This is a genomic window from Xanthomonas sacchari (assembly GCF_040529065.1).
GTDB classification, from domain to species: domain Bacteria; phylum Pseudomonadota; class Gammaproteobacteria; order Xanthomonadales; family Xanthomonadaceae; genus Xanthomonas_A; species Xanthomonas_A sacchari.
Genome location: NZ_CP132343.1, coordinates 1,336,841 through 1,353,700 on the forward strand (window position 1 = coordinate 1,336,841; position 16,860 = coordinate 1,353,700).

The 16,860-nt window shown below is 70.3% G+C and carries 14 protein-coding genes and 1 other RNA gene; 2 read left to right on the forward strand and 13 right to left on the reverse strand.

What is annotated here, in order from left to right; translation table 11 throughout:
- Positions 1-98: 98 nt before the first annotated feature.
- Positions 99-2,870 (reverse strand): LuxR C-terminal-related transcriptional regulator, encoded by a 2,772-nt coding sequence (locus RAB71_RS05710; RefSeq protein ID WP_010342795.1) that lies wholly within the window; start codon positions 2,868-2,870, stop codon positions 99-101.
- A 223-nt stretch (positions 2,871-3,093) separates the two neighbouring features.
- Positions 3,094-4,386, reverse strand: a complete 1,293-nt coding sequence (hemL, locus tag RAB71_RS05715; protein ID WP_010342796.1) for a glutamate-1-semialdehyde 2,1-aminomutase — start codon at positions 4,384-4,386, stop codon at positions 3,094-3,096.
- Positions 4,387-4,695: 309 nt separating this feature from the next.
- Here hemL and RAB71_RS05720 point away from each other — a divergent pair, with 309 nt between their 5' ends.
- On the forward strand, positions 4,696-7,857 hold the full coding sequence (locus RAB71_RS05720) for a TonB-dependent receptor domain-containing protein (protein WP_029562065.1): 3,162 nt from the start codon (positions 4,696-4,698) through the stop codon (positions 7,855-7,857).
- 385 nt (positions 7,858-8,242) lie between these two features.
- Here the strand turns inward: RAB71_RS05720 and thiE are convergent, their stop codons facing one another.
- Positions 8,243-8,866, reverse strand: coding sequence for a thiamine phosphate synthase (thiE, locus tag RAB71_RS05725; RefSeq protein WP_010342798.1), 624 nt, complete (start codon positions 8,864-8,866; stop codon positions 8,243-8,245).
- 72 nt (positions 8,867-8,938) lie between these two features.
- Between thiE and RAB71_RS05730 the strand changes: the two genes are divergently transcribed.
- Positions 8,939-9,130, forward strand: a complete 192-nt coding sequence (locus tag RAB71_RS05730; protein WP_040901878.1) for a rubredoxin — start codon at positions 8,939-8,941, stop codon at positions 9,128-9,130.
- Between the two features lie 267 nt (positions 9,131-9,397).
- Here the strand turns inward: RAB71_RS05730 and RAB71_RS05735 are convergent, their stop codons facing one another.
- The 10 genes from RAB71_RS05735 to RAB71_RS05780 all read right to left on the reverse strand — a co-directional run bounded on the left by RAB71_RS05735 (position 9,398) and on the right by RAB71_RS05780 (position 16,842).
- On the reverse strand, positions 9,398-10,243 hold the full coding sequence (locus tag RAB71_RS05735; RefSeq protein ID WP_010342800.1) for a SirB1 family protein: 846 nt from the start codon (positions 10,241-10,243) through the stop codon (positions 9,398-9,400).
- A gap of 118 nt (positions 10,244-10,361) precedes the next feature.
- The gene (locus tag RAB71_RS05740) at positions 10,362-10,814 is read right to left on the reverse strand and encodes a DUF192 domain-containing protein (RefSeq protein WP_029562067.1); all 453 of its coding nucleotides are present in this window, start codon (positions 10,812-10,814) and stop codon (positions 10,362-10,364) included.
- A 168-nt stretch (positions 10,815-10,982) separates the two neighbouring features.
- Positions 10,983-11,630 carry a ribose-5-phosphate isomerase RpiA gene (gene rpiA, locus RAB71_RS05745; protein WP_010342802.1) on the reverse strand — a complete coding sequence of 216 codons (648 nt, stop codon included), beginning with the start codon at positions 11,628-11,630 and terminating at the stop codon, positions 10,983-10,985.
- Positions 11,631-11,722: 92 nt separating this feature from the next.
- Positions 11,723-12,193, reverse strand: a complete 471-nt coding sequence (locus tag RAB71_RS05750; RefSeq protein ID WP_010342803.1) for an EVE domain-containing protein — start codon at positions 12,191-12,193, stop codon at positions 11,723-11,725.
- Positions 12,190-12,783, reverse strand: coding sequence for a 5-formyltetrahydrofolate cyclo-ligase (locus tag RAB71_RS05755; RefSeq protein ID WP_010342804.1), 594 nt, complete (start codon positions 12,781-12,783; stop codon positions 12,190-12,192). Before RAB71_RS05755 ends, RAB71_RS05750 begins: the two co-directional genes overlap by 4 nt.
- 73 nt (positions 12,784-12,856) lie before the next feature.
- Positions 12,857-13,636, reverse strand: coding sequence for a thioesterase family protein (locus RAB71_RS05760; RefSeq protein WP_010342805.1), 780 nt, complete (start codon positions 13,634-13,636; stop codon positions 12,857-12,859).
- A 160-nt stretch (positions 13,637-13,796) separates the two neighbouring features.
- A non-coding RNA gene (ssrS, locus tag RAB71_RS05765) (6S RNA) lies at positions 13,797-13,981 on the reverse strand.
- Positions 13,982-14,079: 98 nt separating this feature from the next.
- Entirely contained in the window at positions 14,080-14,373 is a 294-nt protein-coding gene (locus RAB71_RS05770; protein WP_010342806.1) for a cell division protein ZapA, read from the reverse strand.
- Positions 14,370-14,591 (reverse strand): TIGR02449 family protein, encoded by a 222-nt coding sequence (locus RAB71_RS05775; RefSeq protein ID WP_010342807.1) that lies wholly within the window; start codon positions 14,589-14,591, stop codon positions 14,370-14,372. Before RAB71_RS05775 ends, RAB71_RS05770 begins: the two co-directional genes overlap by 4 nt.
- A 67-nt stretch (positions 14,592-14,658) precedes the next feature.
- Positions 14,659-16,842 (reverse strand): bifunctional diguanylate cyclase/phosphodiesterase, encoded by a 2,184-nt coding sequence (locus tag RAB71_RS05780; protein ID WP_010342808.1) that lies wholly within the window; start codon positions 16,840-16,842, stop codon positions 14,659-14,661.
- Between the last annotated feature and the right edge of the window lie 18 nt (positions 16,843-16,860).

Sequence of the window (16,860 nt, forward strand, 5' to 3'; positions counted from 1 at the left end):
GCGGCGTCGTGCCGGCATGCGGGTTCCGCAGGCGGCGGCCTGCGGAAGCGCCGACGGCATCCACGAAGACGCCGACGGTGCGGATCGCACCGCGGCAGTCACTCCGATACGGCATCCGGCGTCATGCGCTGCAGCAGGCCGCGTTGCAGCGCGCTGGCCAGCGCGGCTTCGCGGGTGCCGGCGTCCAGTTTGCGGTACAGGTTCTTCAGGTGGAACTTGACTGTGTTCTCCGATAGCGCCAGGCGCCGCGCGATCTGCTTGTTCGCGGCGCCCTGCGCGAGCAGCGCCAGCACCTCCAGTTCGCGCTCGCTGAACAGTTCGGCGCCGTTGTCCTGGTCGTGCCGCAGTTTGTCGAGCAAGGCCTGGATGGTCATCGCCAGCGTGGTGTTGGGCGCTGCCTGCGGGTCCTGCTGGCGCGCCATGCGCAGCAGCGCCTTGCCCGGCACGCCCAGCTCCAGCAGGCACTGCCAGGCCTGGGTGCTGGCCACGTGCTGCAGCGCGTGGCGCAGGTAGGGCAGGGCGGCGTCGGACTCGCCGCGGTCGTGCAGCACCAGTGCGATGCGTGCGCGGGCGCGGGCCAGGTGCGTCTGATTGTCGGCGGCCACGCAGCGCGCTTCGACGCCCTGCAGCACCGCCAGCGCGGCGCGGGTGCGGCCGCCCAGGCGATGCCAGCGGGCCAGGGCGAATCCCAGCGCGGTCAGGAAGCGCCAATCCTGCGGCTGAGCCAGCGCGTGCGTGAAGCGCGCCTCGCCGCTGGCGCGCGCGATCAGCAGGTCGAGCGCCGGCGACGGCGGCTGGTCGAGCAGCACGTGCAGCCGCCAGGCCAGCGCCAGGTCGGCGAGCCGGCCCAGGTGCCGGGCGTGCGCGATCCGGTCGACGTGGTCGAGCAGGTCCAGTGCGGCGCGGCCGCTGCGGTCGTGCTGCCGCGCCAGCACCAGCGCGGTCTCGTAGCCGGCGGCGTACACGTCCAGCCAGCCGTCGTGCTGCTCGAGGAACTCCAGCGCCGGCTGCAGGCAGTCGGCAGCCGCATCGTAGCGGCCGTGTTCGCATTGCAACTGCGCCAGCAGGCACTGGCCGACCGCCTGCAGGGTCGGATCGAACTGCTGCTGGCGCTGGGCGATGGCCAGCGCCTGGCGGCAGGTGGCCTCGGCTCGGTCCAGTTGGCCGCGGTAGAAGTGGCTTTGCGCCAGGTGGGTCAGCGCGTAGCTGACGCCGACCTCGCTGCCGCTGGCGTGCATCGCCGTGCCGGCCAACTGCGCATAGCGTTCGGCGCCGGCGAAATCGGCGCGGCCCAGCGCGGTGGTGGCGCAGATGCACCACAGGGTGCCGCGGCCCAGGCTGTCGTCCTCGTCCAGCGCGGCGGCCTGTGCGGCGATCTGCGCCAATCCGCGCCGGTTGGCGCAGACCTGGTCGAGCAGGTCGCGCAGCAACGCCACCACCACCGTGTAGTCGCGCTCGAACGGCGCGCGCGCCTGCTCGGGGAAATCGCGGAACCGTTCCAGCAGGGTCTGCGCATGCGCGAACTCGCCCAGCTTCATGTGCAGGTAGGCCTGGGTCAGGGCCAGCGCCGGTCGCTCACCGATGCACTGGCGCGGGAAGCGGCGCAGCAGCGCGCGCACTGGTGCGGTGCCGTGGCGCAGCAGCAACTGCCAGGTGCCGGCGCGGGCGATGCAGTCGGCGGCGCTGTCGATCGCGCCGCCGCGCACGGCGTGGCGCACCGCCTCGGGCAACTGCCCGTGCGCGTCGAACCACTGCGCGGCGCGCCGGTGCAGCTGCGGCGCCAGCCCGGGCGTCTCGCGCTCCAGCTGCTGGGACAGGTAGTCGGCGAACAGCGGATGGAAGCGGAACCATTCGTGCTCGCCGTCCAGCGCCACCAGTAGGCCCTGGAAGTGCGCCAGCCGTTCCAGCAGGCGGCCGCTGTCGTCGCGCTCGCGCACCGCGTCGGCGAGCGCGGCATTGAACCGTTCCAGCGGCGAGAGCTGCAGCAACAGCGCGCGCAATGCCGGATCCAGGTCGTTGAGCACCTGCTCGGCCAGGTACGCCGCCAGCTCGGCGGTGCGTCCGGAGAAACGGCCCAGGTCGTCGCGGCGGCGCTCGTCGCCGCCCAGCCATAGCCCGGCCAGCTGCAGCGCAACCGCCCAGCCCTCGGTCTGGCGGCGCAACTGGCAGGCCATCGTCATCGGCACCTGCGGCCCCAGCAGCGCCGCCGTCTCCGCCTCGTCCAGGGCCAGCTCGCGCGCGCCGATGCGTTCCAACTGCCCTTGCAGCGCCCAGCGCGCCAGCGGCAGCGCCGGCGCGCGCCGCGTCGCCAGCAGCAGGTGCAACTGGCCGCCGGCATGTTCGACCAGTCGCGTCACCACCTCGTCGAGCGCGCCGGCCTGGCTGCGGTCGTAGTCGTCGAGGATGACCCGCAGGCGCCGCGGCGCGGCGCGGATCGCACGGATCAGGCCCGGCACGGTGGCGGCCACGTCCAGGTCCTGGCCCTGCTGCTGCAGCGCGGCCTGCAGCGGCGCGCCGAGTTCGATCCCGGCCTCGCGCGCGGCCAACGCCAGGTAGGCGAGGAAGCGCCCCGGGTCGGCATCGTCCTCGTCCAGCGACAGCCACGCCACCGCGGCATCGCCGCGCTCGCGCAGGCGTTGGTGCCATTGCCCGAGCAGGGTGGTCTTGCCGAATCCGGGCGGCGCCAGCAACACGGTCAGCGGCAGTTCGGCGGCGCGGTCCAGGTGCTGCAGCAAGGCCTCGCGCGGCACCGTGGCCACGCGTGCGCGCGGTGGCGCGAGCTTGTCGGCCAGCACCCAGTCGGGCACGGCAGCGCCGTCGTGCGAGGACGCGGGAGGGCGCGGGTTCAACAGCGTCACGGGCTTGAGCATGTCGCCAGTGGTGTCGTCTGCAGCGGTCGCCCTTGCGCCCTCCGGCGGTTCGGTCGACGGGACGGAACCGCACGCGCGCCACCGTGCCGCGCGGAGCGCGGAACGGTCTTCGCCGCGTAGGTTCCACGGGTCCCCACCCTGGCGCCGTCCGCTGGCGTTGTCTGGTGAACTTATGCCAGCGACGCCACAAAAGCAAAGCCGCGCACCGCGGCGCGGCGTGCGTTCAGCCGGCGGCGACCACCGCGAACGCCTCCCGCGCCGCGGCCAGGGTGGCCTCCAGCACGGCATCGTCGTGGGCGCTGGACACGAAACCGGCCTCGTACGCCGAGGGCGCCAGGAACACGCCGCGCTCCAGCATCGCGTGGAAGAAGCGGTTGAACGCGGCGGTGTCGCAGGCGGTGGCCTGCGCATAGGTCTCCACCTTCTCGGTGGTGAAGAACAGCCCGAACATCGCCCCGACCTGGTTGGTGGTGACCGCCACGCCGGCCGCCGCCGCAGCGGCTTCCAGGCCGGCGCACAGCTGCGCGGTGGCCGCGTCCAGGCGCTGGTGGAAGCCCGGTGCCTGGATCAGCTCCAGCATCGCCAGCCCCGCGGCCATCGCCACCGGATTGCCGCTGAGCGTGCCGGCCTGGTAGATCGGCCCGGACGGCGCCACCTGCCGCATCAGCTCGGCGCGCCCGCCATAGGCGCCCACCGGCATGCCGCCGCCGATGATCTTGCCGAAGGTGGTCAGGTCGGGCGTCACCCCGTAGTGCGCCTGCGCGCCGCCCAGGGCGACGCGGAAGCCGGTCATCACCTCGTCGAAGATCAGCAGCGCACCGTGCTGCGTGCACAGGTCGCGCAGGTGCTGCAGATAGCCCGGGCGCGGCGGAATGCAGTTGGCGTTGCCGACCACCGGCTCGATGATGACCGCGGCGATCTCGTGGCCGATCTCCTCGAACAGCGCAGTGGCGCCCTCGGCATCGTTGTAGGCCAGGGTGGCGGTGAGTTCGCTCAGGCCTGCCGGTACGCCCGGCGAGGTCGGCACGCCCAGGGTCAGCATGCCGCTCCCGGCCTTGACCAGGAACGAATCGCCGTGGCCGTGGTAGCAGCCCTCGAACTTGACGATGCGGTTGCGCCCGGTGGCGCCGCGCGCCAGCCGCACCGCCGACAGCGTGGCCTCGGTGCCGGAGTTGACCATGCGCACCATCTCGCAGGACGGCACCAGCCGGGTGATGGTCTGCGCCATCGTGACCTCGGCCGGGCAGGGCGCGCCGAAGGACAGCCCATCGCCGATCGCGCGCTGCACCGCCTCGCGCACCGCCGGGTGGTTGTGCCCGGCGATCATCGGCCCCCACGAGCCGACGTAGTCGATGTAGCGGTTGCCGTCGACGTCGTACAGGTACGGGCCATCGGCGCGCTGCACGAAGAACGGCTCGCCGCCGACCGACTTGAAGGCGCGCACCGGCGAATTGACGCCACCGGGAATCAGCGATTGCGCTTGGGCGAACAGGGCGTGCGAGCGGGAATGGGTCATGAGCGGAAATCCTTGGCGATGCTGGCCGGGCCGACCGGCCGGGCGCGGAGCGAGGCCGTCTATTGTCGCGGCTGCCGCCGGCCTGCGCCATGTCGCCTACCCGGCCAGGCGCCACCTACCCGTCGCGGCCGGCGCCGCGCTGCGATCCGCTGCCTAGGATCGGAACGTCCAGGGGCGCATGACCCGATTGCCGATGGGCATCGGGGCATGCAATGGGCGGAGTGTCCAGCGCAGGCGTGGGGATCGCCATCCGGCGGTGCGTCTGCAGTGGCGTTGGCGTGCCAACGCTGTTCGTCTTCGGGAGAGAGCATGCATCGTACGATCCGCAGGAGCGCCTTGGCGCTCGCGCTGGCGCTTGCCGGCGGCCATGTCCAAGCGCAGTCCACCACCGGCAGCATCGTCGGCAGCGTGCCGCCGGGGCCGGGCGAGAGCAGCGTGTTGATCACCAACACCAGCGGCTTCAGCCGCGAGGTGAAGGTGGACGAACGCGGCCGCTACGCGCAGGGCAACCTGCCGCTGGGCACCTACACGGTCTCGCTCAAGCGCGACGGCAAGGTGGTGGAGACGCGCGAGAACATCAGCCTGGTGGTCGGCGCCGGCACCGAGGTCGGCTTCGGCGGCCCGGCGCAGACGCTGGACGCGGTCAACGTGGTGGCCGGCAACGTGGCCCGGATCGACGTGGCCAGCGTCGACAGCCGCACCGTGATCACCGCCGAGCAGCTGGCGGTGCTGCCGCTGGGCCGCAGCGCCGAGGCCATCGCCTTGCTGGCGCCGGGCGTGGTCAACAACAGCGGCGGCTACGACAACGGCCCCCTCGGCGGTTCGCTGGCCAGCTTCGGCGGCTCGGCGGCCAGCGAGAACGCCTATTACCTCAACGGCTTCAACACCACCGACCCGGCCAGCAGCCTCGGCGGGCTGACCCTGCCGTACGGCGCGATCGACCAGCAGGAAATCTTCACCGGCGGCTATGGCGCGCAGTACGGCCGCTCCAACGGCGGCGTGATCAGCCAGGTCGGCAAGCGCGGCAGCAACGACTGGCACTTCGGCGCGGCGGTGATCTGGCAGCCGGACAGCCTCAGCGCCAGGCAGCGCGACCTGTACTTCCGCAAGGACAGCGTCTACTGGGATCCGCGCAACGCCAAGTACACCGCCGGCAACTACCAGCCGCTGAGCGAGACCAGCGCCGACCAGACCACCTACAGCGCCTATCTCGGCGGCCCGCTGGTCCGCGATCGCCTGTTCTTCTTCCTGGCCCTGGAGCAGGTCGATTCCAGCGGCACCCGCGTCGCCGACGCGCGGGTCACCTCCGGCGGCATCTCCGGTTCGCCGTGGACCCGCTACGACTACAAGCAGACCCGTGCCTACGCCAAGATCGACTGGCAGATCAGCGACAACCACCTGCTGGAATTCACCGGCGCGGAGGACAAGGCGCGCACCAACGGCAGCATCTACCGCTACGACTACGTCGATCGCGAGGTGGGCAGCTACAAGGGCCGCGAAGCCAAGAACACTTTCGGCCCGACCCTGTTGCTGGGCAAGTACACCGGCTACTTCGGCGACAACGTCACCCTGACCGCGCTGTACGGCAAGGAGCGCCTGCCCAACAAGCTCACCGCCATCGGCTACGACGCCGGCAACGGCCCGTTCCTCAACAGCGTCTCCAACCAGAATCCGGCCTACACCGGCGGCACTCCGATCGGCAACGCGCAGACGGTCAGCTCGATCACCGATCCGGGCCGCGAATACAAGAAGGACAACCTGCGCCTGAACATCAACTGGCGCCTCGGCGAACACAGCGTCGACGTCGGCATCGACAACCAGAAGAGCGAGGCGATCAACATCGGCTCGTACAGTTCCGGCCCCGGCTATGCCTGGACCTACGGCTACACCCCGGATCCGTTCGGGCGCAACAGCGGCGGCCTGGTCAGCGGCTCGGTCGCCGAGGACGGCAGCATCGGCGTACCCAGCCCCGGCCTGGCCGATCCCACCTACGGCAGCACCGGCTACTACGTCACCAAGGACATCGCCACCAACCTGTATTCCTACGACGCCAAGCAGACCGCCTACTACATCGAAGACCACTGGCAGGCGACCGACACGCTCTTGCTCTCGCTGGGCGTGCGCAACGACAGCTTCACCAACTACACCCCATTCGGCCAGGCCTACATCGCGCTGAAGAACCAGTGGGCGCCGCGGCTGGGCTTCAGCTGGGACGTCAACGGCGATTCCAGCCTCAAGGTCTACGGCAACCTCGGCCGCTACTACCTCGGCCTGCCGCTGTCGCCGGCCGGCCTGTTCACCCCGGCGGTGTCCACCAGCACCTACTACACCTACAGCGGTATCAATGCCGACGGCACGCCGATCCTGGCCCGGCAACTGGCCCCGCCGGTCTCGGCCAACTCGCGTTTTGGCCGGCTCGCCGACGTGCGCACGGCGGTCGTCGAGGACATCAAGGGCGAGAACCAGGACGAACTCATCCTCGGCTTCAGCAAGCTGCTGCCCCACGACTGGGTGCTCGGCGTGCGCGGTGTGCATCGCCGGCTCAACGACGGCATCGACGACACCAACCTCGACAACTCCAATGCCGGCCTGCTGGCCGCGGCCGCGGCGGCGGGCGTGGACATCGACTGGACCAAGAACGCCAGCGCGGCGCTGGTCAACCCGGGCAAGACCAACACCTACCGGGTGATCGGCACGGACGGCCAGATCCACGCCCTGACCGTGACCCGCGAGCAGGGCGGCTATCCCGAGTTCAAGCGCCGCTATTCGGCGCTGGAGTTCAACCTGGAACGTCCGTTCGACGGCCGCTGGTATACCAAGATGAGCTACGTGTGGTCGCACAGCTATGGCACCACCGAGGGCCAGCTGCGCTCGGACCTGTGGCGGACCGGCGGCGCGCTGGGCAGCTACCAGGGCCAGGCGGCGACCTCGACCACGCAGAGCTGGGACCATGCGGCGCTGATGGAGCACTTCAACGGCAACCAGTCCAACGACCGCCGCCACCAGTTGAAGGCCTATGGGTTCTACCAGCTGACCGAGGAGTGGGGCACCTCGGCCAACCTGAGCCTGATTTCCGGCGCGCCGCGCCCCTGCCTGGGCTATTACTACGGCGACAACTACGACGCCGGCGACCGCGATCCGGCCGGCTACGCCAATCCCAGCGTCACCGGCGGCCCCTACCACTTCTGCTACAACCCCAGCACCGGCACCGGCGAGCCGTCGCCGCCGGGCTCGCACGGCACCCTGGGCTGGGTGGCGCAACTCGACCTGGGCGTGAGCTACAAACCGAAGTTCGCCGCCGGCAGGCTGGCGCTGAGCCTGGACGTGTTCAACGTCACCAACCGGCAGACGGCGGTCAACGTCTATCCGTTCTCCGAGTTGAACCCAGGCGAAGTCAACCCGCTATGGAACCAGGCGGTGGCGTACCAGGCGCCGCGCTCGGCACGGGTGACGCTGAGCTACGACTTCTGAGCGGGGTGCACGCGGTTGCGCCGTACCCTCATCCGCCCCTGCGGGGCACCTTCTCCCGGTGGGAGAAGGGAAGGCGCTGAGCCCCTCTCCCACCGGGAGAGGGGTTGGGGTGAGGGTCCGGCGCGCAGCGACGCGCGGTGTTTGGGTGCACGAGGCTGCGCCCGTACCCTCATCCGCCCCTGCGGGGCACCTTCTCCCGAGGGGAGAAGGGAAGCGCTGAGCCCCTCTCCCACCGGGAGAGGGGTTGGGGTGAGGGTCCGGCGCGCAGCGACGCGCGGTGTTTGGGTGCACGAGGCTGCGCCCGGACTCTCATCCGCCCCTACGGAGCGCCTTCCCCCGAGAAGGGGGCCATGGTCCCGCAGGGAGAAGGAAAGGCGCTATCGCCTTAGTCGAAACAGGCACGGTACGCAGCCAGCGCCTCGCGTGGATCGGGCGCATCGAACACGCCGCTGATCACCGCCAGCAGGTCGGCGCCGGCCGCGACCAGCGGTCGCGCGTTGTCCGGGGTGAGGCCGCCGATCGCCACGCGCGGCAGGCCCAGCGCTGCAGCCTTTTGCAACAGGTCGGGCGCGGCGCGGCGCGTGGTGACCTTGCTGCGGGTGGGGAAGAACGCGCCGAAGGCGACGTAGCTGGCGCCGGCCGCCGCGGCGCTGCGGGCTAGGGCCAGGTCGTCGTAACAGGAGGCGCCGATCAGCGCCTGCGGTCCGAGCATGGCGCGCGCGGCAGCGAGGTCGCCGTCGTCCTCGCCCAGATGCACGCCGGCGGCGCCCACCGCCTGCGCCAGGGCCACGTCGTCGTTGACGATCAGCGGCACGCCGGCCTGGGCGCACAGCGTCTGCAGCGCCACGGCCTGGTCGCGCCGCTGCGCCGCGTCGGCGCGCTTGTTGCGGTACTGCAGCCAGGTCACGCCCTGGTCCAGCAGCGGCGCCACCCGCGCCAGCAGACGCGCGCCGTCGGCGTCGTCGGGAGTGATCAGGTACACGCCGCGCGGCGCCGGGGATGCGTTCATGGCCAAGCCTTCCGATGCGTCGACGGCGATGGGACAATGCCGTTCCGTCCGACTGTGACCTGCGATTATCCAATGAGCGACGCCACCGCCACCACTTATCGCACCTGGATGTGCGTCGTCTGCGGGTTCATCTACAACGAGGCCGACGGCCTGCCGGAAGAAGGCATCGCCCCCGGCACCCGCTGGAACGACGTGCCCGACACCTGGACCTGCCCGGACTGCGGCGTGACCAAGGACGATTTCGAGATGGTGGAGATGGATTGAGCGCTGGGAATGGGAAGTGGGGAATCGGGAATGGGACAGAGACTCCCGTGCCTTGCAGGCTTCACGCGGCGGCCAGTTTCAGGGCTGGCAGGCAGACATCGCGAGGCCGGGCGGTCGCATCGCAAGGCCAATACTCGGGAGAGCCTGTCCGCCGACGTTCGATGATCAACCCGGTCGGTTATCTAGGACGGCTTGATCAGATCAGCAACCTCTGAGCCTCAGGGTGCGCTTTCCCCATTCCCGATTCCCCTCTCCCCATTCCCAGCTTCAATGCATCCGCTGCGCGCGCGCGCTCAGTTCCACCAGGCGTTCGCGGATCGGCAGGGCGTCGGTGGCCTCGGGGTTCAGTTGCAGGTAGCGGCCCAGGTCGCGGCGCGCGCCGGGCACGTAATCCATCTGCAGATAGGCCATGCCGCGGTCGCGCAGGGCTTCGGGCTGGTCCGGCATCAGCTTGAGGACGCGGTCGGCGCTGCGTGCGGCGCGGTCCCACTCGTCGCGTTCGGCATACAGGCCGTGCAGGTTGCGCAGGACCCGGGCGAGGATCGCGCGGTGCGGCGCCGGGTCCAGGATCTGCAGCAGGGCGCGGTCGTCCGGGCTTTCGCCGCCCATGTGCGGCCGCGCGCGCTCGCGCAGTTCCTCCACCGCCAGCGGGCGACCGCCGTTGAACGGGTCCATCACCAGCAGGCCGTCGTCCACCGGCAGGCGCACCAGGAAATGCCCGGGGAAGGACACGCCGTCGAGCGGGATGTCCAGGCGCCGCGCCACTTCCATCTGCACCAGCGCCAGCGAGATCGGGTTGCCCAGGCGCCGCTCGAACACCTGGTTCATGTAGCTGTTGCGCGGGTCGTAATACTCGTCGTGGTTGCCGGTATAGCCCAGCTCTTCGAACAGGTGGCGATTGATCGCCGCCATCTTCAGCGGCCACTGCTCGATCGTCGCCACCTCGTGCCGCAGGTGGTCGGCGTGGCTCTGCGCCAGGGTGTCGTAATGGGCGGCATCCAGCTCCGGATACTCGTCGCGGGCGATCAGCAGTGCGGTCGCCAGCAGCGGCAGGGCATCGTCATCCAGAGCGGCCAGGGTATTCCAGCTCGGCAATGTCAATGGGGCGGCCATGGCCCAAGACTGGCGGCAAAGCCGGGCCCGATCAAGTCCGGCCGTTCCCGACAGCGGTGTCGGGTTCAGCGCCGTGGTCGCGGGACCTTTTCCCGACGCCGCCGGCACCGTTGACGGGTCAGTGGCCCTGCGGAATTCCCGGGCCGAAACGCAGTTCGGTGCCGTCCTGCAGCTTCAACTGCTCGGCCTGGCCGGCGTTGAGTTCGAGCACGTAGCGCGCCGGCGCGTTGCTCGGGTAGGGCGGGCAAGCATCGCCGGCCGAGCACGGCGGCACGTCGCGCTGCTGCGCCACCAGCTTGCGCTGGTTGTCGAAGTACAGGATGTCCAGCGGGATCTTGGTGTTCTTCATCCAGTACGCCTGCGGTTCCTCGCGGTCGTGGATGAACAGCATGCCGTGGTCGGTTTCCATCTGGTCGCGGAACATCAGCCCGCGCGCGCGCGTCGCATCGTTCTGCGCCAGTTCCACTTCGTAGCGATGTCCGCCCAATTCCACCCAATGGTCGCCGCCGGCGCTGGCGCAACCGCTGAGGGCAAGCAGGAGAAGGACGCCAAGCGCGCGGAAGAGGGACATGGGCGGGGCCAGGGCAAGAGGAGGACAGCGCGCACCTTGTTGCATGGTGCGTGTGGCGTCAAGAGCGGGGATTGGGGATTCAGGATTGGGGATTCGCAAAGGCAAGGATCTCGGCTTTCACGAATCCCCAATCCCGAATCCCCAATCCCGCGCGCGTGCCAGCGCGCGTCAAAAGACGCGCGGCGGCTCGCCACCGACGATCACCACGTCGGCGGGGCGGCGGGCGAACAGGCCGACGCAGACCACGCCGGGGATCTGGTTCAGTTCGCGCTCCAGTGCCACCGGGTCGGTGATCGACAGGTGGTGCACGTCCAGTACCACGTTGCCGTTGTCGGTGACCACGCCGTCGCGCCACACCGGCTGGCCGCCGGTGCGCGCCAGGATCTCGCGGGCGACCAGGCTGCGCGCCATCGGGATCACCTCGATCGGCAGCGGGAACTTGCCCAGGGTCTGCACCTGCTTGCTCGGGTCGACGATGCAGATGAAGCGCTCGCTGGCCTCGGCGATGATCTTCTCGCGGGTCAGCGCGGCGCCGCCGCCCTTGATCAGGCACTTGTTCGGATCGCACTCGTCGGCGCCGTCCACGTACAGCGACAGGTTGCCGGTGTGGTTCAGGTCCAGCACCTCGATGCCGTGCTGGCGCAGGCGCGCGGTGCTCTGCTCGGAACTGGACACCGCGCCCTTGATACGGTGGCCGATACGGCCCAGCGCGTCGATGAAATAGGCGACGGTGGAACCGGTGCCGACGCCGACGATCATCCCGTCCTGGACGTAGTCGATGGCTTTCTCGGCGGCAAGGCGTTTGGCTTCTGACATTGGAAGAGCTCGGGAGTGGGGATTCGGGATTGGGGATTCGTGAAAGCGGTTCGGCGGATGGGACCGGGCGAATCCCCAATCCCGAATCCCGGCTACTCGAGCGAAAGCAGCAACTTCCACTGCGCGGCGCTGACCGGGAACACCGACAGGCGGTTGCCGCGGGCGACCAGCGGGAAGCCCTCGCCCAGCGCGTCGGCGTGCTGCTTGATCTCGTCCAGGGCGATGGTGCGCGCCAGCTTGCGCTCGAACGCCACGTCCACCAGGTACCAGCGCGGCTGCTCCGGGGTGGCCTTGGGGTCGTGGTAGTCGGAGGACGAGTCGAACTGGGTGGCGTCGGGATAGGCCTGGCTGGCCACGCGCGCCACGCCGACGATGCCCGGCACCTTGCAGTTGGAGTGGTAGAACAGGATGCCGTCGCCGACCTTCATGCCGTCGCGCATGAAGTTGCGCGCCTGGTAGTTGCGCACGCCGTTCCAGGGTTCGGTGCCGACCCGCTGCAGGTCGTCGATCGAGAAGGCGTCCGGTTCGGACTTCATCAGCCAATAGCGGGTGCGTGCGGTCATGCGGGCAGATCGGGCGCGGTCGACAGAGTGAGGGATTCGGTGCAGACCGCGTCCAGCGCCACGTCCCAGGCCGCCAGCGGCAAGGCCGCGACCTGTTGCGCGTCGAAGGCGGCCCCGACCAGCCAGGGCGGCGGAGCCTGCCGCTGGCGGAAAGCGAAGCTGCGATCATACCAGCCGCCTCCCATGCCCAGGCGGCCGCCGGCGGTGTCGAAGCCGACCAGCGGCGTCACCACCAGCGCCATCTGCGCCGGCGCCAGGGTCGTGGCCGGGTCGACGTCGGGCTCGGGGATGCCGTAGCGGTTGGCGCGCAGCGGCTGCCCGGGGCGCCACGGCGCAAAGCGCAGGGTATCGCCGCTGAGCACCGGCAGGCAGTACTGCACCGCCTCCGGCAGCGACAGTTGCCAGCGGTGCAGGGCGATCTCCCCGTCCATCGCCCAGTAGCCGCCGACATGGCCGTGCTGCGGCGCGAACGGCAGGTCCAGCAGTCGCTGCGCCAAGGCATCGGCGGCGGCCAGGCGTACGGGCGCGGTGAGCGCGCGGCGGCGCGCGCGCAGGTCCTGGCGCAGGGAGTCGCGGTCGTCGGCGGCCATCGGGCGGGCGTGGCGAGGGAGGGCGCTATTGTCGGTGCCGGCGCGCGCACTGACCAGGGCGCCGCCGCGCCGATCACGCGTAGAGCGCCACCGTCTGCCGGCCCCACAGCACCAGGCGCCCGGCGCTGTCCCAGATCTGCATGTCCTGCAGCGAGTAGCCGTCCTCGGCATGCAGGCTGGCCGAGCGCAGCAGGAACCAGTCGCCGGCGCTGGCCGGCTGCGGGAAGTCCAGGGTCCAGGTCATCGAACTGACCGGTGCGGGTGCGGTGAAGCAGGTCATCGCGGCTGGCGGCAGGCAGTCGCCCAGTGCCACCAGGGCCACGCCCGGGTCCACGCCGGCGGCGTCGCGATGGCGCGCCCAGACCAGCAACTCCGGGGTGGCGGCGCCGGAGATCGGCAGCGCGCCGCCGGCCAGGCGCATGTCGAAATTGGCGACGAAGGCCGGCGTCACCGGGCTGTCGGCGATCGGCGTCGCGTCATCGGGGCCGACCACCGCCGGCCGTGCCGGCAGGAAGTCGTGGGCGATGCGGCTGGCGCGCGGCTGTGCGAACAGCAAGGCCGCACGCAGGGCGACCTGCCCGTCGGCCAGGCAATCGACGCCCACGGAGGTGGCGGACTTGCCCTGGCGCAACACCTGCGCATCGAAGCGCAAGCGGCCGTCGGCCGGGCCGACGAAGCCGATGTGCGCCGACTTCAACGGCGGCAACGCGGACGGTGCGGTGCGCAGCGCGGCCTGCAGGGCGAGCGCCGCGGACAGGCCGCCGAAGGCGGTGCGGCCTTGTCGCCAGCTGGCGGGGACATCGAATCCCGCGGCGGGGTCGAAGCGGTCGAGGATCTGGGCGAGCGTCGGCAATCCGGGATCTCCGTGGTGGGGGCACCAGTATCCCGGGTTTCGGTCGGCGCGAAAACGCGTCGCACATGCGCTGCAGCGGCGACGACGACGTGGTGGACGCGCAGGTTGCGGACGCACAAAAAGGAAACGGCGCCTTGCGGCGCCGCTTCCTGGAAGAATTGCATTCTCCGCCGTGACGATGCGTGCGAAACGACCTTGAACCCGGGGTTCAAGTGGGATGGCTGGAGAATCATCGGGCTTCCCGCTACGAGGCGGACCTGCACTCCCGATTCCGTCGCCACCCCGTGGTCGTCATTAAGGGACAAGGCGAATGTTTGCACACGCTGTCGTTCACAGCAGAGAACGCAAGTGGAGTATAGCGCCGTCGTCGCGCTTGGCTAGTCCGTTCGTCGGTGCTTCGGTGCGTTGCAATTCACGTTGATGATCGCCGCGCCACGAGCGGATCAGCGCGTCGTATCGACCACGCTGTCCAGGCGGCGATTGAGATCGGCGAGTGTGCGCGCCATCTCGCGCTCGCGCTGCGCCTGTTCGTCGCGCAGTTGCTGCAGTTCGTGCGCCAGGTTCAATGCCGCGAGCACGGCGACGCGATCCACCGCGGCCATGCGGTTGCTGCCGCGCACTTCGCGCATCTTCGCATCGAGCAGGCGCGCGGCGGCGAGCAGGCCGTCGCGCTCCTCGGCCTCGACGCCGACGGTGTACTCGCGGTCGAGGATGCGGACGCTGACCGGCTCGCTCACGTGTGCTGCTCCATGGACTTCAGTCGGGCGATCATCGCTTCCACGCGCGAACGCGCCTGTTCGTTCTTGGTCAGCAACTGCGAGCGCTCGCCGATCAGGTGTTCCTGCTGCTGGCGCAGGCTGCGGTTCTCGTCGGACAGGCGCTGGCAGCGCTCGACCAGCGTTTCCACGCGTGCGGCAAGGGCGCGAAGCTCGGCGAGGGCGTCAAGGCTGTCCATGGCGCTCACGATAGGCATGCGCCGGAGGGGCGGTCAAGACGCCGCGCGGCGGCACCATGGCCGGCGCTCAGGCAGGCAGCCGCAGCGGTTGCTGCAACAGGCGCAGGCAGGCGTCCGGTTCCAGCGCCGGCGCTACCAGATGGCCCTGGATCTCGTCGCAGCCGTGCGCGCGCAGGAACGCCAGTTGCCCGGCGTCCTCGACCCCCTCGGCCACCACCTTCAGCGCCAGCGAGTGGCCCATCGCGATGATGGTGCTGGTGATCGCTTCGTCGTCCGGGTCGCGGGTGAGATCGCCGATGAATTCCTGGTCGATCTTCAGGGTGTTGATCGGCAGCCGCTTCAGGTAGGCCAGCGACGAATAGCCGGTGCCGAAATCGTCGATGGCCAGGGTCAGCCCCAGCTCGCGGCAGGCGCGCAGCAGCGCGGCGTTCTTGCCGACCTGCGACATCACCACGCTCTCGGTCAGTTCCAGTTCGATGTTGGCCGCCGGCACGCCGGTTTCGGCGAGGATCCCGGCCATCAGCTCCGGCAGGTTGCCGCGCTCGAGCTGGATCGCCGAGACGTTCACCGACATGCACAGATCGGTCAGCCCCATCCGCCGCCAGTCGCGCAACGCACTGCAGGCCTGGCGCAGCACCCACTCGCCGATCTCCAGGATCAGCCCGGTCTCCTCGGCCAGCGGGATGAACTGGCTGGGCGAGACCGGGCCGAAGTCGGCGCTGTGCCAGCGCAGTAGCGCTTCCACGCCCACCACCCGCTGCGTGCGCAGCGAGTAGCGCGGCTGGTAGACCAGCTTCAGTTCCTGGTCCAGCGGGATCTTGCGCAGCGTGCTGGCCAGGGTGGCGCGGTGGCGGGTGGCCTCGTCCATGCGCGCCGAGTACACCTGGGCGTTGCGGCGCCCGGCGGCCTTGGCCTGGTACATCGCGGTGTCGGCGTGCTTGAGCAGTTCGCTCGGCAGCAGCGCGTGCTGCGGGAACAGGGAGATGCCGATGGAGGTGGACACCGCGACCTCGCGGCGTTCGTCCAGCCGCAGCGGCGCCTCGAACGCGGCCAGCACGCGGGCGGCCACCGCCTCGGCCTCGCCCTGGCTGACGATGTCCTCGACCACCACGGTGAATTCGTCGCCGGCCAGGCGCGCCACCGTGTGCTGCGGCCCCACCGCCTGCTGCAGGCGTTCGGCGACCGCGCGCAGCACGCGGTCGCCGACGGCGTGGCCGAGCGAGTCGTTGATGTCCTTGAAGCGGTCCAGGTCCAGGAACAGCACCGCGACCGAGCCGGCCTGGCGCCGCGCCCGCACGATCGCCCGCGCCAGGCGCTCGGACAGCAGCGCACGGTTGGGCAGGCTGGTCAGCGTGTCGTAGTTGGCCAGGTAGCGCAGTTCCTGCTCGGCGCGCTTCTGTTCGGTGATGTCTTCCAGCACCACCACCTGGAAGCTCTGGCGGCCGTCGGCGTCGACCACGGTGTTGCGGCGCAGGTGGCAGAGGATCTCCTGGCCGTCCTTGCGCCGCTTCCAGGCTTCGCCGCGCCAGTGCCGGCCGTGGTCGGCCGCCGGCGCGGCCGGCGTTTCCGGGGTGTGGTCGATCAGCGCCATCGGCTGGCCCAGCACCTCGCGCTCGCTGTAGCCGGTGATGCGGGTGAAGGCCGGGTTGACCGAGATGAAGCGGCGGTCCTCGTCGAGCACGGCGACCGCTTCGCCCATGCTGCGCAGCACTTCGGCGGCGATGCGCCGTTCCAGGTCGGCCTGGCGGTGCGAGGTGATGTCGCGGGCGGTGCCGGCGAGCCGGCGCGGTGCGCCGCTGGCGTCGTAGTCCACCACGCGGCCGCGCACCCGCGCCCAGTGCCAGATCCCATCGCCGGTCAGGTCCACGCGGTATTCGGCGGTGTAGATCGCGGTGAGGCCCTGCAGGTGTTCCTGCAGCACCTGCCGCGCCTGCGCCATGTCGTCGGGATGGATGCGCAGCGGCTCGTTCTCGCGGATCACCAGGCCGATGTCCTGCGCGTGCGGCGTGGCCTCGTCGGCGCGCATCAGCCGCAGCGTGCGCGCTTGCAGGTCGTAATCCCAGAAGTGTTCGCCCGAGGCCCACAGCGCCAGCTTCAGGTGCTGGTCGCGCTGCTGCAGCTGCGCATGCCGTTGCAACTGCTCGCGCAGGCGCCGACGCGAGCGCAGCGCGAACAGCGCCGCCAGCCCGCCGGCGGCCAGCGCCGCGAGCGCCACCAGCGGCCACGCGGCCAGCAGGGTCTGGCCGAACAAGGCCAGGCCGGTCCTTTC